Genomic DNA, 25188 nt, shown 5'->3' with positions numbered 1-25188 from the left:
ATATGATTTCTACACTGACATGGGGGCGTTTCCCCAAAGCTATTTTGGTTGCCGGACTTGGATTGCTTATTGTTCCCGATAGCTTTGCGCAGTCTGATTTGCTGGTGTCTGGCAAACAGTTGGTCGCCACAGACCCTCATCTTGCGAGCTCTTTTCTACGTGAACTGACTTTGCCTCAGTCAATTCAACTTGCACTCCAAAACAATCATGATCTGCAATTAAGTCGTCTTGCGGCAAAGGCAGCCGATGCATCGGTGACGATCGCCAGTGCTGCCCCCAATCCGACACTCACGATACAGACTGCCAGTATTAATCCCAAACAGGGAATCGGTGCGGGGCAGTTGCGCGACAAAGCGGTCGACAGCACATTCAGAATTGATCAGTTAATCGAGCGAGGAGGGAAGCGCGAATTGCGGATTTCTAACGCCAGCCACCTTGAGCAAGCAAGTCGATATGATGTCCTTGATACCCAACGCCAGTTGCAGATCGCGGTGAGCGCTGCGTATGTTGATTTACTCGCAGCACAGCATAAATTACGCATATCGCAAGAAAACAAAGAATTATTCCGCTTGACGCTGACCGCCGCTGATAAAAGAAAAAAAGCTGGAGACATTGCGGGTGCCGATGTTGCTCGTGTCCGTATTGATGCTTTACGTGCCGAAAATGATGCAAAGCAAGCCGCGGTTGATTTTCTGCGCGCACAAACCGCTTTGTCTTACCTGATCGGCATTCCCGTTGCGCCTGATGCGATACGCGCAGCCGATGCATGGACAGATACCGATATCCAACAGATGGATATTGCGATTGAGGACATTATCCAGCGACGTTCTGACGTTCAGGCGGCAAAAGCAAGAGTAAAAGCAGCTATTTCTGCCAAACAACTGGCACTTGCCGCTAGAACGCGTGATGTATCTGTTGGTGTGCAGTACGAGCATTATCCAGTGAGCCAGTCAAACCAGCTCGGTTCAGGCAACAGCTATGGCGTTGCGATTCAAATTCCTTTATTTACACGCTATGAGTTTCAGGGCGAAATCCGCGTGGCCGAAGTGGCATTGAATGCGGCAGAAGAAAATGTCAACAAAGTCATCGACAGTGCACGTGCCGAATTTCAGGTCGCGCTCGCTACTGCCAAATCATCACAGGAACAGGTCAACAGATTCCGGCAAGAATTGATTCCTGCTGCACGTACATCTGCTGAGGCCGCCGAATTCGCCTTCAAGAATGGTGCGATTGCGGTCATGGATGTTCTGGATGCCCGGCGCATCTATAAGGCAACGGAGTTGGATGCCATCAACGCCCAGGCCGACTTTGCCAAATCTCTCATCTCCTTGCGTCTCAGTATCGAAGAGTCAAATACAAAATGAAACTAAAAAAATCTTACTTATTCATACTCAGTGCAATCGTATCAATTGGTGTCATTGCATATTCAATGAATGTAGTGACGGCAACGGAAAAACCGATTGCTGATGAGACTAAAAACAAGCCAGTGTTAGGCAGCGTTTCTTATCCTGTGAATGCGCCACAGCTGGCATCTATTAAAGTCGCGGCCTTATCCGAAGTCAGCTTGCCCGTTGCAGATGCGATGAATGGCAAATTAACGTATGACGAAAATGTTACCGCACGTATTAATTCGCCCGTTCTTGGCAGGGTCGTCTCCTCTTTTGCAGAGATAGGCGATCATGTAGAAAAAAATAAATCCCTGGTATTACTTGATTCTCCTGATCTGGCCACAGCAGATGCTGATTTGGCCAAAGCGAAGGCAGATGAATCGCGTAAAAAACTGGCTTATGAACGGTCAAAAAATTTGCTCGAACATGAAGTCATTGCCAGCAAAGACATGGAATCGGCAGCTGCTGATTATTTACAGGCAGCGGCAGAAACAAAGCGAGCAAGTTTGCGGATGAGAAATTTGAATGCAAGTGGGAATGAAAATGGAAAATTTGCCTTAAAAGCCCCGATTGCTGGCGTCATCGCAGATAAGCAAATCAATCCTGGTATGGAGTTGAGACCAGATGCTCCGGGGGCTTTGTTTGTGATCAGTGATCTTACTCGCCTGTGGTGCATTGTCGATGTTTCTGAGCGCTATATTGGCAGTATCAAGACCGGCCAAAAAATTGCATTAACATTTGATGCTTATCCAGAGCAAGTATTCGATGCCGTTGTAGATAAAGTGGGATTAGTGCTGGACGCGAGTACACGTCGCATTCAGGTACGTGCGCAGCTGTCGAATACAGAGATGAAGTTGAGGCCTGAGATGTTTGCCAAGGTTTCATTCTTATCTGAAAACGATAAAAAAGTCATGGAAATCCCAAATGCAGCGTTGATTGTGGAAGGCTTATATCACTATGTTTTTATAGAAAAGAGCGAAGGTGTTTTTCTGAAAAAGAAAATCAATATTCTTCGTAAAGGCCGCGATGTCAGCTATGCAGAGACAGATGCTGATTCTGGATTAAATAAGGGGCAGCGTATTGTGACAGACGGCGCACTGTTGCTTAATTCGGAGGTGGCTTCGAATGCTCAATAAGTTTGTTGATTTTGTTCTGACGCAAAGGGTATTTGTTTTGGTGCTCACCCTTGCGCTGATGATTTTTGGATATCGTTCATTTACTAATTTGCCGATTGAAGCCTTCCCTGATGTGCAGGATGTACAGGTACAGATTGTGACCCAGTTTCCCGGGCAGGCAGCAGAAGAAGTGGAACGTTCCATCACCTTGCCGATTGAGCGCGAGATGAGTGGTGTCCCGGGGCAGACACAATTGCGGTCTGTTTCTATTACGGGATTGTCGGTAGTGACAATCACATTCAAAGATGGCACCGATGATTATTTTGCGCGGCAACAGGTTCTGGAAAAATTGCAGGGAGTCAGTTTGCCCGTCGGAATTCAGGCAAGCATCGCACCGTTGACAACGGCAGTCGGCGAGATCTATCGCTATATCGTCGAAGCACCAGCAGACATGTCTGAAAATGATATCCGCGCCTTGCAGGATTGGGTGATCAGGCCAGAACTGAGAATTGTATCCGGCGTTGCCGATGTGGTGAGTTTTGGCGGGACAGTAAAGGAGTACCAGGTTCAGGTAGACCCGAATGCGTTAAAGCGTTATAGCGTTACCCTTGATCAGGTAAATCAGGCGCTCGCCAATAACAGCAGCAATGTTGGTGGCGGCACGATACGACGGGGTGATGAGGCGCTGGTCGTGCGCGGAATTGGTTTGTTCAGCCGCAAAGAAGATATTGGTCAGGTCATCGTTTCTGCTAAAAATGGCAAAACAGTGTTGATTGCAGATGTTGCCGATGTCAGCATCACGAATCGCCAACGTTCCGGGATTGTCTCGTATAACAAAGGGGATAGCTATGTCCTTGGCATCGTACAGATGACCAAGGGAGGAAACGCAGCAAAGATTATTGATGAGCTGAAGAAAAAAATTGAAGTTGTAAACACCAAGTTGCCAAAGGGGGTAAAACTAAAGCAAATATACGACAGAACTGAGTTGTTACATCACACCATCATGACGGTATTTGAAAATCTGGTGGTGGGTGCTGTTCTGGTGATGACCATTCTGATTATTTTTCTCAAGAATTGGCGGGCAGCACTGATCGTAGTGACAGTAATTCCACTCTCGTTGATGTGCGCATTCATTATGCTGGATATTCGGGGAATTCCAGCAAACCTGATTTCTTTAGGTGCAGTTGATTTCGGCATCATTATTGATAGTGCGGTAGTGTTAGTGGAAGCATTAATGGTGAGGCTTGCCTTAAAACATCATGAAGAACATGGTAATTTATTTTTATGGCGAAAACATGTCCTGAAAGATACCGTTGTTGAGATGGGGCATCCGATTCTGTTTGCCAAAGCGATCATCATTCTGGCTTTTATTCCTATCTTTACTTTTCAGCGTGTCGAAGGAAAAATATTTTCTCCAGTCGCCTTGACGCTGAGTTTTGCAATGTTAGGCGCTCTGATTCTGACCATGACTCTGATACCTACTTTGCTGACGCTGGTCATGAAGAAGCATAGTCTTGCTGAGACGCACAGCGAATGGATGCATCGCTTACAAACCGGTTATCGGCAATTGTTGCAGAGAGCCGAAGTTAACAAGCAGGGCGTCATGCTGGGCTCCAGCCTCCTGTTGATTCTGACACTGGGTTTTGCACCGAAATTGGGAAGTGAATTCTTGCCTAAACTGGATGAAGGTAATATCTGGCTGACGATTAGCCTGCCTCCTTCCACAGCGCTGGAAAAAACAAAAGATATCGAGCGACAGGTCAGAATTATTTTGCTGAGTTACCCGGAAGTCAAATCGGTTGTGGCTCACGTCGGCCGTCCTGACGATGGTACTGATCCAAAAGGTCCTAATAATATGGAGATATTGGCAGACCTTCAACCGCATGAACAATGGAAATTTGCGGATAAAGAAAGCCTGATCGAAAACATGACAGCCAGGATTGCCGTTATTCCCGGTGTGCCGACCAATTTTTCGCAAGTCATCCAAGACAGTGTCGAAGAGTCATTGTCAGGGGTCAAGGGCGAGATCGCGGTGAAAATTTTTGGTCCGAATCTTGATTTATTGACGCAAAAAAGTGAACAAATTGCGACGGTCTTACGTGGAATTCAAGGTGCGACCGATGTTGATGCTGTCAAAATCGGAGGGCAGAGTGAACTCAATATCGTCATCAATCGTGAAAAAATTGCCCGGCTCGGCATCAATGTATCGGACGTCAATAACATGATTCAGACTGCATTGGCAGATGTTCCTGTAAGTGCTTTTTTTGAGGGGGATAAGCGGTTTGATATCACTGTCAGATTAAAGCCAGAGTTCAGAGAGTCAGTTGATCGTATTGGCGCATTACAAGTGAGTCTGCCCAATGGTGCTGGCGCAGTTGAGCTTGCCGATATCGCCAATATTGAAATCAAGCAAGGCGCAGGGCGCATCAGCCGCGAGGCTGGTGGGCGGAATGCGTCTGTGAAGGCCAACTTATTGGGACGGGATCAGGGAAGTTTTGTGGCGGAAGCGCAAAAAAAGGTCAGTGAACAAGTCATGTTGCCACCTGGGTATTACATTGTCTGGGGCGGGCAATTCGAAAATCAGCAACGCGCGGTCAAGCGACTTGAAATTATTGTTCCGATTACGATTTTTCTGATTTTTGCTTTTCTGTTCTGGGCTTTCCGGTCAGTGCGCATGGCTGGACTGATATTAATGATGGTGCCATTCACGATGATTGGTGGCGTCGCAGGGCTGGCAGTGGCTGGTCTTCATTTTTCAGTTTCTGCTGCGGTCGGGTTTATTGCTGTTGCTGGAATCTCTGTACAGAATGGCGTCATTATGCTGGAGCAGATTTTAGACTTCGAGAAAACGCAGCCAGCCAGTTTTAACAGTTCGATAGAAGGTGCTGTTGCACGTTTGCGTCCGATTTTAATGACTGCGCTGATGGCAGGACTTGGCTTGTTGCCAGCAGCACTGTCTCATGGCATCGGCTCAGAAACGCAGCGCCCATTTGCGGTAGTGATTGTTGGCGGCATCGTTTCTGCAACGATTTTTACTTTACTGTTATTGCCTTTGAGTTATACGATTTTTAAAGATAAGCTGAAAGAAGAATAAAATCGCGGTGATATTTTATGCGCTTCGTGCACTTTATAAGTTTCATGCGTGTTATACATTTTAAGTCGCACTTGAATATTCGCAACATTGTTCGTGACACTGTTCTTGCGTTTCCGTGCATCTGCATCAGGATGTTCTGATGTATAAGGTGCATGGACGGAGGTCAGTGCAATTACCAGGATTTAACGTATGAAAAAAAATATAGTGATTCATTTTCTTGCATTGATCTCTCTTGCCTTGCCTTTACTGGAAGCAAAGGCGAGTGATGTGGACTGGGTGCATGGTGGTCGTCACGGCTGGGTCCTGGAAGTGTATGATGAAAATTCGGCGAAAGAGTCATTGCCGGATTGTTTAAAAATGTTGCCGAAAGATGAGCTTAGCCACAAGCATTTCGTCAAAGTACATTACAAGAATATTAAAAAGCACGTAGAAGTCTTTGCGGAAGTACCATCTTCTATGGAGTTAGGCAAAGGCGATGAAGTTGAGGTTTTTCCAGAGAAATGTAGCGAGGGAAAGTTGTCGCACATAACAAAGTTGCTTGAGCATGCGCATCCACACGAGTTAAATTCAACGACACATTAGCAAGGCTTTGGTGATGCATTTGAATGTTATGGCATTCATTTCTATTTACAGGCAAGCGTCTGAGCAGATGTTTTGCATGGAATATGTTTTTCTCTGATGCGCGCATAAGTGCCATCGTTAATCATATTGTCGAGATTTTTATTCAGACGACTGACGAATTGTGTATCGATGGTTTTTTTACTTAATGCAATCATCGCCACATCTTCGGAAACGACGACCGCACTTTTGACAATTTCTTCATTTAAATTTAATTGTCTTAACTCGATTAAACCCGTCACTTCATCCGCAATCAGGCCATCAATACGGCCGAGTTGCAGCATTTTCCAGCCGTTTTTTCTGGCATAAACGGGACTCAGGTGTTTGTTGAATGCGGGATTTTTGGATAATTCATCAAACTGTGTGCCATACGAAACGTTGACTTGTGTTCCGAGTTGAAAATCACTGTCAATAATATCGCCAAGTTTTCTGAAGTTAAATTTGTCACGGGCAGATTTGGCGACAAAAAGAACGTTAGGTGATTTATTCAGAGGTCGGGAAAACCACGCAAAGGCTTCTCTTGGTTCTGTTTTTAAGGCGCCCGGTAACATATCCAAACGCCCGGCTTCCAGTTCCGCCAGTGCACGTCCCCAAGGCATTTCCACCATCACAGCGCTGCAACCCATTCTTTGCAGTGCTGCTTGTACTACATCAACATAAAAGCCGGTGATGATGCCATCAGTATTACGCGATGAGTACGGCATATCGTCGTTCCAGCGAACTGTTTTCTCACATACCTCAGCTTGTGCATGTGGAGTCAGTAACATGCTGACACCAACAACCAAGACCCCAAAAAAGGGAAGAATACGGAACCTGAGAAGATTCATTTATTTCCTTACATATCTCACGCGACGATGTCATCAATGAACAGGATGCTGCTTAGGCAATCTAAAGAGGAAAATGTCTCTGAAAAATACCACTGCCACTGCCACTACCAATACCACTGCTACAGCGTTGCTGTTGCCAATTTGACGCCAAAGCCGATAAACATGGCGCCAACACCTCCTGACATGCCTGCCGACAAACGTTTGCGCTGGCGAAATACTTCAGCAAGTCGGTAGCCCACCAGAATAATCACTGTCAGGTAAATAAAACTTGTTAACTGGCAGATCAACGCCAAAAATCCATATGACAGTAAAGGCGTGCTGAATTCAGGATCGACGAACTGGATAAAGAAAGAAATAAAAAATAATATGGCTTTAGGATTCATGAGGCTGATCACGAGCGCTTTAGTGAACGGCTCACCTGATTGCACAGGAACAGGTGTCGTTGCGGCCGCAGACGGTTTTCTTTGCAACGCGCGGACGCAATTGAATAACATCTGAATGCCTATCCAGCCCAGATAGGCAGCACCGATATATTTGACTGAATAAAATAATGTCGGGCTACTTTTTAAGAGCGATGCCATGCCGCCGGCAGACAGTACCATCAGTATCAGGTCACCCAGAAAAATGCCGCAAGCGCCACGATAGGCTGCACGGATGCCTCTCTGCGCAGCAACGCTTAAGACATATAGAGAATTAGGCCCCGGTAGTAAGACAATAAATATGGTGCCGAACAAAAAAGTCCAGAAATCGGAAATGCCAAACGTGGCGTGGATCAGTGAGTTCATTGTTTGCGAAGATGTAGTGATGTCATTTAAGGTTTCTATCATAACAGTCAGAACCTTTTCTATGCTGATTCCTCACGATACCAACAAACTTTGCGTCCTCTGATCAACACATCGCAAGTGGGGGATGACTTATGCGCTGCCAGCAGCAAACCTGTCAATTCGCTATACGATATACTCAGCCAATGACAAATTAATGACACTGTAGTATCGCCAGCATCTTGCGTCTGCGCGGCCATTTCGAGAGAAATGGCTTTTATTGTGATCACGTACAGATCAACATGAATCTGCACCATCTTGTACTGATGTATCTCCATTTCACTTACCAACATCTCTAAAGCTTATGCTGACATTGCTTATTTTAGTTGCAGGTCTTTGGGCCGGCCTTCAGAATTCACTCGCTGGAGGAGGTTCATTTATTACCTTGCCAGCCTTAATCTTGTCTGGCATGTCTCCTTTGGCGGCCAATATTACTTCTACAGTCGCACTTTTTCCTGGTCAGGTTACTTCTGGTATTGCCGGCAGAAGTCTTGTCTCTGGTGTCGGTAAATTACCATTCTGGGTTTTATTTGTGGTTAGTATCTTTGGCGGTGCTCTGGGAGGATTGCTTTTACTGAATACACCGTCGGATGTTTTTGCCCGACTGGTTCCCTGGCTTGTTTTATTTGCGACGGCTGTATTTGCCTGGGGTAGTTTTTTTCGAAAAGCAGGAGATAGCAGTGTTCATCTGGGACCCGTCAGTGCTGCGGTCGTGCAATTTCTGATCGCGATATATGGTGGATATTTTGGCGGTGGGATTGGCTTTTTGATGATGGCCGCATTAGCGATGGCCGGGTTATCGACACGTATCGCTGCCGCGACAAAAAATGCACTCGCAGGTGTGATGAATGCTTCCGCAGTCGTTTTGTTTGTGACTTCCCCACAAGTCTATTGGTATCAGGCTTGCGTATTGGGTGGCGGTGCTATTGTCGGTGGACTATGCGGTTCCTGGGCTTTGCATCGCGTGAACGAAAAAATGCTGCGTCTGGCAGTCGTTTGCCTCGGTGTGTTGCTGACGGTAGGTCTTTTTACCAAGCCCATTTGATGCGCTACGCAATAACAATTGGTGAGCAGATTTGTGCTCACCAATTGTTATTGCCGCTTAAAACTCTTCCCAGTCGCCATTTACTGTTGATGAGCTATTAGTAATTTTTTTACAACTGGCTTCGTTGTTTTTATTGCTTGCTGCCGGGTGTTTTTTTGCAGACGAATCACATTACTTTTTGCCGTGGTTTGATTGGCTGCTTTTGTTGAGGTCGCAGTGAATGTGCTGTGTTGAGTGTCTAGCTTGAAAATACTGACCAACTCTACCAGATGCTTCGCTTGATCTTCAAGAGAACCCGCAGCGGCAGCGGCTTCTTCGACTAGGGCTGCGTTTTGCTGTGTGACGGTATCCATTTCAGATACTGCCTGATTTATTTGATAAATACCCGCTTCTTGCGCTTTACCGGCAGCGGTAATTTCAGTCATCAAATCAGTGACACGTTGAATACTGACTACGACTTCATCCATCGTTGTTCCGGCATCATTGACCAGTTTGCTACCGATACTCACTTTTTCTACCGAGTCATTAATCAGCGTTTTGATCTCTTTCGCCGCACTTGCCGAGCGCTGTGCAAGATTGCGTACTTCAGAGGCGACAACGGCGAAACCACGGCCTTGTTCACCGGCGCGTGCCGCTTCGACTGCTGCATTCAATGCCAGAATATTGGTTTGAAAAGCGATTCCATCAATGACGCTGATAATGTTGACGATTTTTTTAGATGAATCGTTGATTTGCCCCATCGTATTGACGACTTGCGACACTACTTGACCACCGCGTACTGCCATTTCTGTGGCGGAAACGGCTAATTGATTGGCTTGACGTGCATTATCAGCATTGTGTTTAACGGTGGACGTGAGTTCTTCCATCGATGATGCAGTTTCTTCCAATGAACTTGCTTGCTGTTCTGTGCGGGATGATAAGTCCATATTAGCTATAGCGATTTGACTTGAAGCTGTCACGATAGTATCTGTGGATTGACGGATGTGGGTGACGGTATTTGCCAGATTTTGTTGTATGGAACTCATTGCCGCCAGAAGGCTGACTTCATCATTTTGTTGAAGATGGACTTTGATGCTTAAGTCGCCATCAGCGATGGCTTTGACAATTCTTGCTGTATAAGATGGTTCGCCGCCGAGTTCTTTATAGATATTACGTACCAGCAGGTAACCCAGAATACTGGAAATGCTGGCACCCAATATAATCGCTATCGCAATCAGCAACCTGATGGAAATATAGCGTGATACGGCGTTATCGTATTCTGTTTTGGCTACATCCACCTGCAAGGTGCGCAAAGCGAGGATGTTATCCCGTAGTTGAGGGTTCAGTTTTTGAACCTCGTTCTCGTGTTTCCAATGATTGAATATAATTACGCGGCGAGTCGGTGATCTATATTGATTTCTGCTGCAGAGATCATTTCTTCGACATTCACCAGTATCAACATGCGTTCATCAATAGTGCCGAGTCCCAGAATGTAATTGGCATTCACACTGGTATCAAAACTGGGAGCTGGTTTAATCTGGTTGAGGGATAAAGTCACAACATCAGATACATTATCAACCACGATTCCGACGGTATTACCTGCGAGATTGAGCACGATAACGACAGTAAAATCGTTATAGGTCGGCGTTCCGAGATTGAGTTTGATGCGCATGTCAATCATGGGGACGATCACGCCGCGCAGATTGACGACACCCTTCATGTGTTCCGCAGCATTGGCAATCCGGGTAACGGAGTTGTAGCTGCGTAGCTCTTGCACTTTTTGAATATCGATACCGTATTCTTCATCGCCAACGGTAAAGGCAAGAATTTCTAAGGGTAAATCGGTGTGGTTACTATTGTTAGTATTGTTGGTGTCGTTATGACTACTATGATTAGGTTCGAACATACATTACTCCCGTAAATCAGCTTGCATCCGAAGATGCGAAATGAAGCGAACAAGATTGATCAGCCGTCGCGTGATGCGACAGTGAATGAAGAATAGATTGGAAAAAACCAAGACACGGCAGACTGAAGGCCGCAAAACTCGTCCGCTTAAAAGCTGAATGTTTTAAGTCGGTAGCGTGACGGGGATAAGGTCACCTCATTTGAGGTCTGTAACATACATCAAACGATTGCACATACATATAGTACATTCGAATTTCTTTCAGGCAACCATTGGAGACAATATTTAACATTGGATTTGGTGTGCTAAATGATGATTTTTGGGGAAATATGGATTGCTATCCAAATCCAAAAACTACTGATAGGTATCAGCGCCCCGATCATTTACTGCTTCAATGCGTAGGGACCATGCGCAAGTTGTTCCTGAAGAAAGCGGACGCACACACGTACCTTGGCTGAATGGCTGAGTCTTACTGTGCTTGCTGCCCAGATATCGGCTGGCTGCGAATACGCGGGTAAAATGGGGATCAGACGTCCGCTCAGTAACTCTTCGTAAACATCCCATCTGGTCGTCAGTAAAATCCCATGCCCATCACTGGTCCAGCCGCGGACTATTTCTGCATTGTTGGATGACAGCCGTCCTGTAACTTTCACTTTTTCAATGCCATCAGGGCCAGTTAGTTGCCAGACACCAAAAGGCTGATTCCTGTCGCGAAGCACCAGGCAATCACGTTGGCTCAGTTCTGCAATGCTGGTGGGCTCTCCATGTGCGGCAAGGTAGGCAGGTGCCGCGCATAAAATTCTTGTGCTTTCTGCTATGCGATGCGCAACAAGATGCGGTTCTGATACTTCGGCAACGCGTACATCAAGATCAATGTTTTCACTGATCAGATCCACCCGACGATCGACCACATCAAGCGTAATGTCCAGTGCAGGGTAACGTTGTGCTAACAGCGACAGGGCAGGTGCAATATGTTTGCGCCCCAGACGGAAACTGGTTGTGACGCGCAACGATCCGCGTGGGTCGAGTCGCCCACCCGCAACGGTTTCCTCCATGTGCTCGACACCCTGAAAGATTTCTTGTGCCGACGCATATACGCGTTCACCGTCATCCGTGACTGTGACACGTCGGGGAGTGCGGTGAAACAGTGATACTCCGAGCGCTTTTTCGAGAATGGCGATGCGCTTACTTACGAATGCCGGCGAGGCACCCAGCTCTACGGCAGTCGCAGCAAAGCTACCCTTACGAGCCGCCAGGCAAAACAGCCGCAGGTCATCCAGTTGGAAATTCATGTTCACAGTTCGTAAATTATAACGCCACGTTTCGCTGCTTGATTGTGCAATTCGTATTTTATACGATGAATGCCATCAATATAAACGACAACTCAGGAGACACTACATGACACGCCCCATCTCACTTGCTGCGCTGACCGTGCTGGAATTGACGCCGCCCGAAATGGTCATCTGTGCTGCGGAAGCGGGCTTTAGTCACGTTGGTATCCGCTTGCTTCCGGCGACGCCGACCGAACCGCAATACAACATCATTGGTGATGTGCCCCTGCTTCGCGAAGTAGAACGCTGCCTGGCTGATACCGGGGTCAAGGTATTAGATGTGGAAATATTCAGAATCAAGCCAGAGACAAAAGTGAATGATTATGAAGCTGCGATAGCGACGGCGGCACGGTTGGGGGCGAGTGAGTTATTGGTTGCAGGCAACGATCCAGATGAGGCCAGACTGACAGAACGCTTTAGTGTATTTTGCGATCTGGCCAATCGCTATGGACTAGGTGCCAATCTGGAATTCATGCCCTGGACCGATGCGAAAGACCTGAAGCAGGCGGCAAGAATAGTGGAGCGTTCTGCGCGGATCAATGCCGGTGTGTTGATTGATCCTTTTCATCTGAGCCGTTCCGGTAGTCGCATAGACGATATTGCGATCATTCCCCCGTCGTCACTGCGCTTCATTCAATTTTGTGATGTGCCTGCAGCCATCCCTGCCAGCATGGATGCCATCTTGGCTGAAGCACGTTCAGAGCGCTTGTTTCCGGGAGAAGGCGAGCTTGATTTGTCTGGTTTGTTGCGTGCTTTGCCAGACAACATTCCCATCAGTATTGAAGTACCGACACATACACTGGCAATGACGGTCGGCGCAACGGAACGTGCTCGCCGCGCATTGGCAGCAACAAAGCGCGTGCTGGCGCAATCCGAGGTGAGCAAGCTGTCATGATGAGTGCAACTGATAAGGACGCTGCCGCGATGGGGAATGCTGATGCCAGCCATGCTGACGCAGCCAGTAGTCGACAATTGGAATGCGATTTACTCGTCATTGGTTCTGGCGCATCTGGATTAGCGGCGGCTGTTACGGCGGCATGGCATGGTCTGAGTGTGGTGGTGGTAGAAAAGGATAGAGTGTTTGGTGGGGCGACAGCCTGGTCTGGTGGCTGGATGTGGGTTCCCGGCAATCCGCTCGCTAAACGTGCCGGGATTCACGAAGATTCACAGCAACCAAGAACCTATCTTAAAAATGAATTGGGTGAGCGATACGACGCTGCCAGAATAGACGCGTTTTTGGATCATTGTCCGCAGATGGTGAGTTTCTTTGAGCAGCATACCTCTCTCCAGTTTATTGATGGAAATGCTATTCCGGATATACATGGCTCAGTCCCCGGTGCTGGTACGCAGGGGCATCAGATCATCGCTGCACCGTATGACGGACGGAAGCTGGGGCCCTTGCTGTATCGGCTGCGCAAAACCATGCGTGAGACATCGTTTATGGGAATGCCTATCATGGCAGGTACGGATCTCGCGGCCTTTCTTAATATGACGCGTTCCTTGAAGGCGTTTTTTCATGTAAGCAAGCGATTTTGCCGCCATTTGTGCGATCTCGCTGTTTGTGGGCGAGCGACACAGTTAGTGAATGGCGTAGCGCTGGTTGCCCGCCTGGCAAAATCCGCAGAAAAGTTAGGCGTTCAGCTAATAGCGTCAGCACCTGCTAAGCAGCTTATCCTGTCGGAAGGCCGTGTTTGTGGCGCCATCGTGGCTACCACAGCGGGTGACATGACTATCCATGCAAAGAAGGGCGTAGTGCTTGCGGCAGGTGGTTTTCCGAATGATGTTGCACGTCGCAAGGCATTGTTTCCGCGCACGCCAACTGGAGCGGAACATCTGGCATTGCCGCCAGAAAGTTGTTCTGGTGACGGTATTACACTGGGGGAGTCCGCTGGCGCAACTTTAGTGACGGATCTTGCATCGCCTGTCGCATGGGCGCCGGTATCGTTGGTCAGGCATGCGGATGGTACAACCGGACATTTTCCTCACATCATTGACCGTGCCAAGCCCGGCGTGATTGGTGTGCTGGCGAATGGCAAACGGTTCGTGAATGAAGCTGGTGGTTATTACGACTATACGGCAGCTATGGTGGCGGCGGTTCCCGAAGGAGAAGAAGTTGCATCATGGCTGATCTGTGATCATCGCTTTATACGACGCTATGGTCTCGGCTATGTAAGACCTTCGCCACTACCCATAGGTTCTTTTATTCGCAGTGGCTATCTGCATCGCGGCCATACTATCGCAGAACTGGCAGTATCTTGTGGGATTGCCGTTGATCATCTTGTTCATACCATCAGCGTGTATAACGAACACGCAAAGCGGGGTGAAGACCCTGAGTTTGGCCGAGGCTCAACTCCATATAATCGCAAACAAGGCGATGCACTCTATCCGGGGACTAACCCTTGTGTTGCGCCGATTCAGCATGGGCCATTTTATGCTGTGAAAGTGCAGCCTGGTTGTTTCGGAACCTTTGCCGGATTAAAAACCAATGCGTCTGCACAAGTGTTGGATAATCAAGATCGGGCGATCACAGGTCTTTACGCAGTTGGTACCGATATGGCCAGCATTATGGGCGGTGTCTATCCTTCTGGCGGTATCAATTTGGGACCGGCGATGACCTTCGGCTATATTGCAGGCCGTCATGCCGCTGGTGCTGACAAGTTTGGAGGTAACTCGATATAAATAAAAAAAGCTCGCCGTAGCGAGCTTTTTTGTACTGTATCCAGAATCAGAACTGATTCATTGTGTTGTCTTTACCAGCTGCTTTCAACGCTGCTTCACCGCTGAAATAATCTTTGTGATCATCACCGATGTCGGAACCGGACATGTTCTGATGTTTCACGCAAGCGATACCCTGACGGATTTCTTTACGCTGAACGCCAGCAACATAACCCAGCATGCCTTGGTCGCCGAAGTATTCTTTGGCCAGATTGTCAGTTGACAAAGCAGCAGTGTGGTAAGTAGGCAAAGTGATCAGGTGATGGAAAATACCTGCTTCACGAGCTGCATCAGCCTGGAATGTACGGATTTTTTCATCAGCAGTGATCGCCAGCTCTGTATTGTCATAGTCAACGCTCATCAACTTAGCGCGGTCGTAGGCAGATACATCTTTGCCTGCTGCTTGCATGCTGTCGAATACTTGCTGACGGAAATTCAATGTCCAGTTGAACGATGGGCTGTTGTTGTAGACCAGCTTCGCATTTGGAATCACTTTACGGATTTCGCTGACCATACCGCCGATTTGAGCGATATGTGGTTTTTCAGTTTCAATCCACAACAAGTCCGCGCCGTTTTGCAGGGATGTGATGCAATCCAGTACGCAACGCTCTTCACCAGTGCCAGCACGGAACTGGAACAAGTTACTTGGCAGACGTTTAGGACGCAACAGTTTGCCGTCACGTTTGATCACAACATCACCATTTGCCATGGAGTCAGTTGACACTTCTTCAACGTCAAGGAAGGAGTTGTACTTGTCGCCCAGATCGCCAGGTTGATTTGTTACAGCGATTTGCTTGGTCAGACCAGCACCCAGAGAATCTGTACGCGCAACGATCACGCCATCATCCACGCCGAGTTCCAGGAATGCGTAACGAATCGCACGGATCTTCGCGAGGAAGTCTTCGTGAGGAACGGTAACTTTTCCGTCCTGGTGACCGCATTGTTTTTCATCGGAAACTTGATTTTCAACCTGGATACAGCATGCACCAGCTTCAATGAACTGTTTCGCCAGCAGATAAGTCGCTTCAGCGTTACCAAAGCCTGCATCGATATCAGCGATGATAGGTACTACGTGAGTAACGTGGTTGTCGATCTGGTCTTGAATCGCTTGTTTAGCAGCGCCTTCAGCAGCATCGAGTTGACGGAACAAACCGCCCAGTTCACGTGCATCAGCCTGACGCAGGAATGTGTACAGCTCTCTGATCAGATCGGAAACAGCTGTTTTTTCATGCATGGACTGATCTGGCAATGGGCCGAATTCAGAACGCAATGCAGCAACCATCCAGCCAGACAGGTATAAATAACGACGGTCAGTGCTGTTGAAGTGTTTCTTGATAGAAATCATCTTCTGTTGACCGATGAAACCGTGCCAGCAACCCAGAGATTGAGTGTATTTGGAAGAGTCTGCATCGTAGTTTGCCATATCCTGGCGCATGATTTTCGCAGTGTAGCGTGCGATATCCAGACCAGTTTTGAATTTGTTCTGAGCGCGCATACGTGCAGCGGATTCAGGATTAATTGCGTTCCAGGCACTACCTTGTTTGTCTTTCAGACCTGCAATAGCTTTGATGTCGTCTTGATACTGTGGCATGTGAATCTCCTAAAAAATAAAGCAAGATTGAGAAAATCGAATAATGTTGCCGCTTCTGTTCATGATCTTTCTGGTGCAGGACGGTGAACAAAAGCAAAACTGCATGGAAGAATAATATACGCTTTTTTAAATTTGGTACAGTCTTATATAAGACATATAACTTAAATTTAATCTATATTATTCAATGACTTAAATAATAAATTTCGGCATATGAAATTCTGTGTCGGTGAGTGAAATATTATTCATGCATTTTTTTGACTGAATTTTCACAATGTGAAGATCATTTTCAAATTTTCCTGAAAAAGGTAGTCACGTGCTTTCCTTCAAAGGAATTTGACCGCTGGGTAGAAACTTCCTTTGAGATGTCGTAGTCAATTATGTGCATTGTGAGAAAAAACGGGATGACATTTGCATGACCGATTTGATCAGCGTCAATCAGATAGCGGGTGATGTATTGTGGCAAATAGGATGTTGAAATGAGAGGAGGGTGTATGAGTACAGAACAGCCATCAATATTGACAGGTGCATTGAATCTTCAATGTCATGGGGAACGAGGGTGAATTTTTGGGAGAAATTACTGAATGATCCAGAACGAGGGCCGCGAATAAATTCGCCCTTGGCTCGTGCTGCCATCGGTTTGGGACTTTTATTCTTTTGTCTGCACAGCCTTGCTACTGGCGCAATGAAAGTGAGTAAGACTGGTGATGGTATGTATATACATTTTCATGATCATCCCAGACTCTTCGTCATTACCTGTGCTGGTGCTGCGATCGCAGGAATCTGGATGTTGGCGGATGCACGTCGCCGATATCGCAGACACGAACAGTAAGATAAATGTACTACCTCTGCATGGGAAACTGATAATCCGGTGGCAGATGTGTCAATAAGGGCAGCATATAAAACAACATATAAAACAACATATAAAAAGCAGCGTAAAACTATGCAAGCCCGTCACTGAAAACTGGCGTGCGTGATTAACAAAGATCAGCGTCCTCGTTATGAGATCAGTCTTACGCGTTTAATGTCTCGCAATGGTGGTGCGCCAAACAAACGTGTGTATTCACGACTGAATTGTGAGGGACTTTCGTAGCCGACACGAATAGCCGCGCTGCTGGCATCGATGTCTTCGTTCAGCATTAATTGCCGTGCATCTTGTAAGCGTAGATGTTTTAAATATTGCAAAGGACTCATACCTGCAACCGTCCGGAAGTGTTGCCGGAAGGTTGATGCACTCATGTGGGCTTTCGTTGCCAGATCATCGATAGAAATGTTTTCGGTGTAGTGTTGCTTCAACCATGAGATGACTCTGGCAATTTGCTGGCTTGCTGAGCCTGCCACAACCAGGTGTCGCAGCGCAGGACCATGTCCCCCGTTCAGCAGACGGACAATCAATTCCTGCTGAATCAGTGGTGCAATTAACGGGATCAGGTGCGGCTCTTCCAATAACCGTACCAACCGTATCACGGCATCAAGTATGCCTTCATCCAGAGTCACTACCGAGATCGCCAGCGATGCTGATGCCCTCAACGGATCTGAAAATGTCATGTCTGATGCTATCTGGGCAATCGCGCGAGCATCCAGCGCCAGTCCCATTCCCAAAAACGGATGCGTGGAATTGGCATGTGTGACATACGACACGACAGGTAAATCCACTGAAGTCACCAGCGATTGACCCGGTCCATAGTCAAAAATCTCATCGCCAAGGGTGACACGTTTGCCGCCCTGAACCGTTAGCCCCAGTCCAAGTCCATAGATACACGGCATAGGATCAGTCGTATTGCTGCGACGATACATCTTTAACCCTGGGATTTGCGTTGTGAACTCGCCGTCAGTTTGTGCAATGCGATACACCAGCTGTGCAAGGATATGGCTATTTGTCGATGGGAGGTGGAGTTCTGTTTCCATGGGGGGCAGATGATGATTGTATTGATGCGTAGCCTATCATTCTCGACGCCTTGTTTTTATCTTCCGATGATGATTCATCAGATTGGGCAAGAAATACATCGGATCAGGCAAGCGGCAGGGATGCATTTTGGCACACAATATCCGTCAGAAAAATCGCTGACGTTGCGCAAATAACCAAAATCTCATTCTATGAAACATGATATCAAACATGTATTAATCATTCACGCTCACCAGTTGTACGAAGGCATTTCTGCCGGAAATCTGAATCGAAGTATGGCCGACATCATCAAAACCGAGTTTGAACATCGGGATGCTCAAGTCAGGACGACGCATATTGCACAGGGCTATGATATTGATGCTGAAGTACAGCATCATCTCTGGGCTGATCTCATCATTGTGCAGTCGCCGGTGTACTGGTTTGGCTTGCCCTGGATATACAAAAAATATATCGACGAGGTTTTCACTGCAGGTATGCTGCAACAGAGCTTTCTGGATGGCGATGGCCGCTCGCGGGAAAACCCTGACAGGCAATATGGTAGTGGTGGCAAGTTGCAGGGTAAAAAATATATGTTGTCGCTGACATGGAATGCACCGAAAGAAGCCTTTGGTGACGAATCACAGGTGTTATTTGGAGGCAAAACAGTGGACGATGTGTTCGTCGCCAATACTGCCAATTATAAGTTTTGCGGTGCGGATATCTTGCCTTCATTTTCCTGTCATGATGTGATGAAGCAGCCTGACATTGAGAACGATAAGGCCAGATTGCGCGCTCACCTGGCAAAAGTTACTTGCATCGATTACTGATGTACTGATAGTTGAATGATGAAAAGTCTCTGGTTGGCGAAATTTTTAGCGTGACGTTTAGCGAGCCTTTTTGGCAGGATTTTTCTGTTTTGCAATATTACCTTCTCCCTTACTTACACCGGAGGTTTTCATGATTAACACCACTATTAACGGCAAAAATACCAGCGTTGATGTTACTCCAGACACGCCCGTGCTATGGATGTTGCGTGATGCACTGCAACTGACAGGCACCAAATTTGGTTGCGGTGCAGCCTTATGCGGTGCTTGTACCGTGCATCTGGATGGTCAGGCAATACGTTCCTGTGTCACGCCTGCCTCGGCGATCCAGGGAAAAAAAATTACGACAATTGAGGCTGCCACTGGCGGCAACGATAAAGTCGGTAATGCCGTGCATGCTGCATGGATCAAACACGATGTCGCTCAGTGCGGCTATTGCCAGAGTGGTCAGATCATGAGCGCTACTGCCTTTCTGAAATCCTTACCTCGCGGCAAACAACCAAGTATTGCTGAAATTGATTCTGCAATGGCAGGAAATATCTGTCGTTGCGGTACTTATGCCCGTATTCGCGCTGCTATTGCCGATGCTGCTAAAGCGCTCACCTGAAGGGAATATCATGTTATCTAATGTTGACTACAGCGAAATGCCACGTGCCTTGCAGCACATGTTGGAGCGGGATCAGAATACAGAAGCCGGTGCATTGTCCCGCCGCAGTTTTCTGAAATTTGCCGGTATCGGCGGGCTGGCATTGGGGGCTTTTCCGCAGCTTGCCATCGGCCAGACCAGCAATCAACTGAAGCCTACACAACAACCTTCGGCATTTGTACAGATTGCGACAAATGGAGAGGTGACGGTAGTGATTAACCGACTGGAGTTCGGTCAGGGGGTGCAGACGGCATTGCCTATGATTCTGGCCGAAGAGCTGGATGCAGACTGGAGCCTGGTTCGTAGTCGTCATGGTTCCAGCGATGCTGCGTATCATGATCCATTGTTTGGTATTCATCTGACCGGTGGCTCTAACTCGATCAAAAACAGCTTTATGCAATACCGTGAACTCGGTGCCAGAGCACGTGCCATGCTGTTAGCAGCTGCTGCGGCACGCTGGAATGTGGATGTCAGCACATTGAGCACGCGGGCTGGTGTCGTGTTGGGGCCAGATCATCGTCAATTAAAGTATGGCGAATTAGCGGAAGCCGCTATGGCGTTGCCGGTACCAGAAACTGTCGTCCTGAAAAATCCCAAAGATTTCCGGCTCATTGGTCATGCGACCAATCGCCTTGATGCAAACGCTAAAAGCAGCGGACGGCAGGATTACGGTATTGACATGCATCTCCCGGGTCAATTAACGGCTGTGGTGGCTCGTCCTCCTGTGTTTGGCGCACGTCTGAAATCTTTGGACGATAGCGCTGCACGTGCAATGAGAGGAGTAAAAGCTGTTGTGCGTGTACCTCTTGATCGCGGTGCCGAAGGCGTGGCGGTAGTCGCAGATGGCTATTGGGCGGCGAAGCAGGGGCGGGATGCCTTAAAACTGGAATGGGACACCACAGCAGTCGAAAAATTGGACAGCGCCAAACAACTGGCTGAGTACCGCACACTGGCGACACAGGCGGGGCCGCGACGTTTTGATGCCGATGTCACTCCACTGACGAGCGCTCCTAAACAACTGGAAGCCGAATTCGTCTTCCCTTATCTGGCGCATGCCGCGATGGAACCATTGAATTGCACCGTGGCATTGACCGATAGCGGCGCAGAAGTGTGGACAGGTTCCCAATGTCCGGGTCTGGACGCGGGTGCTGTTGCGCGCGTGTTAGGTGTGAAGCCTGAGAAAGTGGTGATGAACGTGCAGATGGCGGGTGGCGGCTTTGGTCGGCGTTTTTCCAGCAGCAGTGATTTTGTCGTTGAAGCTTGCGAAATTGCCAAGGCAGTCCGCGCTACCGGGCTGAATGTACCTGTCCGTACACTCTGGAGCCGCGAGGACGATATGCGTGGTGGCTATTACCGCCCCATGCATTTGCATCGCGCCCACATCGGCTTTGATGATAAAGGTCAGGTGCTGGCATGGGATCATGTCATCGTCGGTCAATCGATTACGGCTGGTTCCGTGTTTGAGCAATTTCAGGTCAAGAATGGGATTGATGGTACAACCACAGAAGGGATGCGAGACCCATATCCGTTTCCTATGCGCCTGACTGTCCATCACCCTAAGCATAACGTGCCTGTTTTGTGGTGGCGTAGCGTGGGTTCGACGCATACTGCCTTTGTCATGGAAACTCTGGTAGATGAAATTGCTCACAGCACCAAACAAGACCCCGTGACTTATCGCATGAGTTTGTTTGGTGATAAGCATCTTCGCCATCGCGCAGCACTGCAATTGGCGGTGGATAAGAGCGGTTACGGTAAAAAACGATTGCCAGCAGGTCGTGCCTGGGGTGTGGCGGTGCATGAGTCGTTTTCAACGGTTGTGGCATATGTCGTCGAAGCAGCGATGGAGCAGGAACGCCCTGTATTGAAGCGCGTGACGGCGGGCGTGCATTGCAATCTGGCCGTGAACCCTCGTACCATCGAAACTCAGGTGCAAGGTGCCGCAGTCATGGGCTTGTCCATGTGTTTGCCCGGATCAGCGATCACTCTCAAAGATGGTGTTGTGGAGCAGAGTAATTTTGGTGACTATACAGTGGCACGGATCACAGATATGCCTGCGTTTGAAGTGCATGTCGTGCCAAGTGCAGAACCGCCAACTGGAATGGGCGAACCGGGTTTGCCTCCTCTTGCGCCTGCATTTGCCAATGCTGTTTCCAGGCTGACTGGCAAACGGATACGCCAGTTACCGTTCAATCTTGCCTGAGTTGCTGGTGCTATGGAAGATCTGGATACACTCGTATTACGTACCGCGCTCGGCTGGCATACTGCCGGTCTGAGTGTGGTGCTGGTCACCGTTGCGCGCACCTGGGGATCGTCACCCCGGCCTCCGGGTTCGCTGATGGCAATCAATGAGCGTGGCGATACTGTAGGCTCGGTATCGGGTGGTTGTATTGAGGATGAACTCATACACCGCATCAGAGAAGAGGGCGTTCATACCATTTGTGCCGATATCAGACCAACAGTGCTGCGTTATGGCATTTCTGCTGAAGAAGCACACCGATTCGGCTTGCCATGTGGAGGCACAGTCGAACTGGTTCTGGAGGTCGTTTCTGCGCATAGTCGTCTGGATGAGCTGCTTCTCAATTGCGAGAAGCGGCTTAGCACGAAACGTTCACTGGACTTGCGTTCCGGGCATGTGACATTGCAGGCAGGCCAGCGCGATGGCGGGCCGCTACTGAATGAAGATATTCTCGTCACGTATCTTGGTCCACAAGCGCGCCTGATTGTGATTGGTGCCAGCGATCTTTCCCGTTACTTGTGCCAGATGGCTTTGGGATTAGGTTTTGAGGTCATTGTCTGTGAACCCAGAGAGGAGTATCGCGCCAGTTGGCAGTTGGATGGCGTGACGCTCACTGAAGAGATGCCGGATGATCTTATCTTGCGCTTACAACCGGATGCGCGTACCGCCGTGATTGCGCTGACTCATGATCCGAAATTGGATGATCTCGCATTGATTGACGCACTACATTCAAACGCATTTTATGTCGGTGCCATTGGATCGCGCCGTAATAGTGAACATCGGCGTGAACGCTTGCGTGAACATTTCAATATTGCAGAGTCTGCGTTACAGGCATTACGTGGACCTGCGGGTTTGTACATTGGCAGCAAGACACCCGCCGAGATCGCTTTATCAATCATGGCGGAAATCGTCGCTGTCAAAAACGGTATTGGTCTTTTGTCCACAGCGCCTTCAACGCCTTCAACATCTTCATCACCTTCAATACCAGCCATATCTGTCATGGTTGCCAAGCCACTATATGAGCATCAGGAACAGATACTCCGGGAGCCGAAGCCTGTCATTGACTCTCAATAGGAGGCCTGAAAAAGCACATACAGCCGATGTTCAGCCGAATTTTTGCATCGGTAATTTGATGCGTGATATTTTTTGTTGCTTCACTGGTGTTTGTGAGCGCGCGATGCGGATATCCGGATGACGTTGAATGCCAGTTTCTGCAATCTTAAAAACGGCAACTGCCTGTGACAGTTTGAGTGCCTGAGTATGCATGCTCTCAGCTGCAGCAGCGGCCTCTTCAACCAAGGCAGCATTTTGCTGAGTAATATTATCCATTTGGCCGAGTGCATCATTAATCTGTTCGATTCCTGAGCGTTGCTCTGCGCTGGCGCTGGTAATTTGCGTCATCGTATTGGTCACCGACTGGATAGAATGAACAATTTTTTCCATGGTCGACCCAGCTATTTTGACTTGCGCATTTCCGGCACTGACTTGCTGTACGGAGGCTGTAATCAGTGTTTTAATTTCTTTGGCAGCTCCCGCTGAACGCTGAGCCAGATTGCGTACTTCTGCCGCGACGACCGCAAAGCCACGCCCCTGTTCACCAGCGCGGGCAGCTTCTACCGCAGCGTTTAATGCGAGGATATTGGTCTGAAAGGCAATGCCGTCAATCACGCCGATAATGTCATTAATTTTCTTGGACGATTCTCGAATCGCTCCCATGGTATCAATCACACCAGCGACAGCAACGCCGCCATCCTCAGCGATCTTGGCGGCAGTCAGAGCGTTTTCGTTTGCATGCTCGGCGCCAGTGGCATTTTGTTTCACAGCGCCAGTCAATTCTGTCATGGAAGCATAAGTCTCTTCGAGCGAGCCCGCCTGTTGCTCAGTGCGTGACGACAGATCAGCATTACCGTGAGCAATTTCCTGAGATGCAGTAGCAATTGTCTCAGTGCCCTGGCGAATATCTGTCACCAGCGTTGCCAGACCGGTAGTCATGATGTCGAACTCATTGAGTAGTTGTGCTATCTCATCTTTTCCATGCGAAGAAACCTGTGCTGTGAGATCACCAGCGGCAACGCGCTTTACCGCTTCACTTAATTCTTTTACTTCATCCGAAAATGACAGATAAAATCCCGTCAACAGGTAAGCAGCGATACCGAAGATCAGTGCAATGACGACAATGAGCATATTCCGGTGCAACACATCCAGATTAAGTCGGTTTTCCAGCGTTTTGTCTAAGAGCGAGCCTGCCGTATTTGCATAGGCATACCAGCCATCGGCACTGGACATCCCCGCTTTCAGGAATTCTGTTCCTGATGTCTGATTCAAGGTATTCAATACTTCATTCTTCGTGCGCTCCAAAAACTCCAGATTGTTACTCATCACAGCCTGTTGAGTATCCATCTTTGTTTTGAAATCAGGATTAGCGCGATACATGGCCTCAAGCTGCATCGGGATACGACTGATGTCACGTTTTGCCAGCATGACATCCGAGTTGATCAGCAGATCTTCGTTAGGTTCAAGTAAGCCGGTGTCGATATAAGTAGCCCCTCTGCCAGCAATATCAGCAATGCCATCGGCCAATTCCGGCAATACCCTGACGAACAGGCCGATCAGGTAATAGGTATCCACTTCCGGGTCGAGCGTGAGGTGAGAGCGATCAGCTATCTGCGCATTTAATTTGTATAACTGGGCAATCAAGGCGGAATGTTCAGCGTAACTCTCCGTACTTTTTGGCGACGGGAGTTTTTGTATGATGCTGTCCCAGGATTTTTGTATGGCGGAGAGCGGTGCAGTCAGCGCCATTGCTGTATTTTCTTTTTGTGACTCAATGAGTTTTGTTAATGCTGAGCTGATTTCTTGCTGCTTTTTCTGCATATCTGCCTTGGCCGGAACATTTCCAGCGAGGACCAGATGACTTAAGGCACGATGTTGCTGCGCTAAGTTCAATATGTGATGAACTACGCGTAATTGCGATATGCCATCACGTTCGATCTGGGTGAACGAAATAGATTTATTCAGTTCCTGAATCAGCAAGCCCGTTACTAATAGGGCAGGAATCGAAAAGAGGGTGGCAACAATCACAAATTTGGGAAATAACCGCAAGCGCTGCATGAGTGCAATGGCAGGACTGAATATGATTGACATGATTACCTCGGAGAGTTCATTTCGCATGG

The 25188-nt window shown here is 48.2% G+C and carries 19 protein-coding genes; 11 read left to right on the top strand and 8 right to left on the bottom strand.

Going from position 1 to position 25188, the window contains the following annotated elements; translation table 11 throughout:
• Nucleotides 1-2: 2 nt before the first annotated feature.
• The 4 genes from ACO0LB_RS11495 to ACO0LB_RS11480 all read left to right on the top strand — a co-directional run bounded on the left by ACO0LB_RS11495 (nt 3) and on the right by ACO0LB_RS11480 (nt 6179).
• Complete coding sequence (locus ACO0LB_RS11495; protein WP_423049234.1) at nt 3-1364, top strand: TolC family protein; 1362 nt, start codon at nt 3-5, stop codon at nt 1362-1364.
• Between the two features lie 65 nt (nt 1365-1429).
• Nucleotides 1430-2524: an efflux RND transporter periplasmic adaptor subunit gene (locus ACO0LB_RS11490; RefSeq protein WP_423049233.1), complete on the top strand. Its 1095-nt coding sequence runs from the start codon at nt 1430-1432 to the stop codon at nt 2522-2524.
• Entirely contained in the window at nt 2514-5597 is a 3084-nt protein-coding gene (locus ACO0LB_RS11485) for an efflux RND transporter permease subunit (RefSeq protein ID WP_423049232.1), read from the top strand. The genes ACO0LB_RS11490 and ACO0LB_RS11485 overlap by 11 nt, the downstream gene beginning before the upstream one ends.
• 189 nt (nt 5598-5786) lie before the next feature.
• On the top strand, nt 5787-6179 hold the full coding sequence (locus ACO0LB_RS11480; protein WP_423049231.1) for a hypothetical protein: 393 nt from the start codon (nt 5787-5789) through the stop codon (nt 6177-6179).
• 41 nt (nt 6180-6220) lie between these two features.
• Here the strand turns inward: ACO0LB_RS11480 and ACO0LB_RS11475 are convergent, their stop codons facing one another.
• A complete protein-coding gene (locus ACO0LB_RS11475) occupies nt 6221-7042 on the bottom strand; it encodes a substrate-binding periplasmic protein (protein WP_423049230.1) in 822 nt (273 codons plus the stop codon).
• A 119-nt stretch (nt 7043-7161) separates the two neighbouring features.
• Nucleotides 7162-7827 carry a leucine efflux protein LeuE gene (gene leuE / locus ACO0LB_RS11470; protein WP_423049229.1) on the bottom strand — a complete coding sequence of 222 codons (666 nt, stop codon included), beginning with the start codon at nt 7825-7827 and terminating at the stop codon, nt 7162-7164.
• 340 nt (nt 7828-8167) lie between these two features.
• Here leuE and ACO0LB_RS11465 point away from each other — a divergent pair, with 340 nt between their 5' ends.
• Nucleotides 8168-8908, top strand: coding sequence for a sulfite exporter TauE/SafE family protein (locus ACO0LB_RS11465; protein ID WP_423049228.1), 741 nt, complete (start codon nt 8168-8170; stop codon nt 8906-8908).
• Between the two features lie 80 nt (nt 8909-8988).
• On the opposite strand, the gene ACO0LB_RS11460 is transcribed toward ACO0LB_RS11465, so the two are convergent.
• From ACO0LB_RS11460 to ACO0LB_RS11450, 3 genes are all read right to left on the bottom strand, one after another.
• The gene (locus tag ACO0LB_RS11460) at nt 8989-10200 is read right to left on the bottom strand and encodes a methyl-accepting chemotaxis protein (protein ID WP_423049227.1); all 1212 of its coding nucleotides are present in this window, start codon (nt 10198-10200) and stop codon (nt 8989-8991) included.
• 74 nt (nt 10201-10274) lie between these two features.
• Entirely contained in the window at nt 10275-10793 is a 519-nt protein-coding gene (locus ACO0LB_RS11455; protein ID WP_423049226.1) for a chemotaxis protein CheW, read from the bottom strand.
• Between the two features lie 380 nt (nt 10794-11173).
• Nucleotides 11174-12082 carry a LysR substrate-binding domain-containing protein gene (locus ACO0LB_RS11450; RefSeq protein WP_423049225.1) on the bottom strand — a complete coding sequence of 303 codons (909 nt, stop codon included), beginning with the start codon at nt 12080-12082 and terminating at the stop codon, nt 11174-11176.
• Between the two features lie 106 nt (nt 12083-12188).
• Between ACO0LB_RS11450 and ACO0LB_RS11445 the strand changes: the two genes are divergently transcribed.
• Nucleotides 12189-13016 carry a sugar phosphate isomerase/epimerase family protein gene (locus ACO0LB_RS11445; protein ID WP_423049224.1) on the top strand — a complete coding sequence of 276 codons (828 nt, stop codon included), beginning with the start codon at nt 12189-12191 and terminating at the stop codon, nt 13014-13016.
• 29 nt (nt 13017-13045) lie between these two features.
• Entirely contained in the window at nt 13046-14800 is a 1755-nt protein-coding gene (locus ACO0LB_RS11440; RefSeq protein WP_423049267.1) for an FAD-dependent oxidoreductase, read from the top strand.
• A 46-nt stretch (nt 14801-14846) separates the two neighbouring features.
• On the opposite strand, the gene ACO0LB_RS11435 is transcribed toward ACO0LB_RS11440, so the two are convergent.
• The gene (locus ACO0LB_RS11435; RefSeq protein WP_423049223.1) at nt 14847-16427 is read right to left on the bottom strand and encodes an isocitrate lyase; all 1581 of its coding nucleotides are present in this window, start codon (nt 16425-16427) and stop codon (nt 14847-14849) included.
• 996 nt (nt 16428-17423) lie between these two features.
• A complete protein-coding gene (locus tag ACO0LB_RS11430; RefSeq protein WP_423049222.1) occupies nt 17424-18332 on the bottom strand; it encodes an AraC family transcriptional regulator N-terminal domain-containing protein in 909 nt (302 codons plus the stop codon).
• Nucleotides 18333-18521: 189 nt separating this feature from the next.
• Between ACO0LB_RS11430 and ACO0LB_RS11425 the strand changes: the two genes are divergently transcribed.
• The 4 genes from ACO0LB_RS11425 to ACO0LB_RS11410 all read left to right on the top strand — a co-directional run bounded on the left by ACO0LB_RS11425 (nt 18522) and on the right by ACO0LB_RS11410 (nt 23089).
• A complete protein-coding gene (locus ACO0LB_RS11425; RefSeq protein WP_423049221.1) occupies nt 18522-19136 on the top strand; it encodes an NAD(P)H-dependent oxidoreductase in 615 nt (204 codons plus the stop codon).
• A gap of 130 nt (nt 19137-19266) precedes the next feature.
• On the top strand, nt 19267-19740 hold the full coding sequence (locus ACO0LB_RS11420; RefSeq protein WP_423049220.1) for a (2Fe-2S)-binding protein: 474 nt from the start codon (nt 19267-19269) through the stop codon (nt 19738-19740).
• Nucleotides 19741-19750: 10 nt separating this feature from the next.
• A complete protein-coding gene (locus tag ACO0LB_RS11415) occupies nt 19751-21979 on the top strand; it encodes a molybdopterin cofactor-binding domain-containing protein (RefSeq protein WP_423049219.1) in 2229 nt (742 codons plus the stop codon).
• A gap of 12 nt (nt 21980-21991) precedes the next feature.
• The gene (locus ACO0LB_RS11410) at nt 21992-23089 is read left to right on the top strand and encodes an XdhC family protein (RefSeq protein WP_423049218.1); all 1098 of its coding nucleotides are present in this window, start codon (nt 21992-21994) and stop codon (nt 23087-23089) included.
• Nucleotides 23090-23119: 30 nt separating this feature from the next.
• On the opposite strand, the gene ACO0LB_RS11405 is transcribed toward ACO0LB_RS11410, so the two are convergent.
• Nucleotides 23120-25159: a methyl-accepting chemotaxis protein gene (locus ACO0LB_RS11405; RefSeq protein ID WP_423049217.1), complete on the bottom strand. Its 2040-nt coding sequence runs from the start codon at nt 25157-25159 to the stop codon at nt 23120-23122.
• Between the last annotated feature and the right edge of the window lie 29 nt (nt 25160-25188).

Origin of the sequence: Undibacterium sp. SXout7W (assembly GCF_049339385.1) — a bacterium.
In the GTDB taxonomy this organism is placed as follows: Bacteria; Pseudomonadota; Gammaproteobacteria; order Burkholderiales; family Burkholderiaceae_D; genus Undibacterium.
Note: the sequence above shows the minus strand (reverse complement) of the source record. Positions and strands in the feature narration are given on the sequence as shown.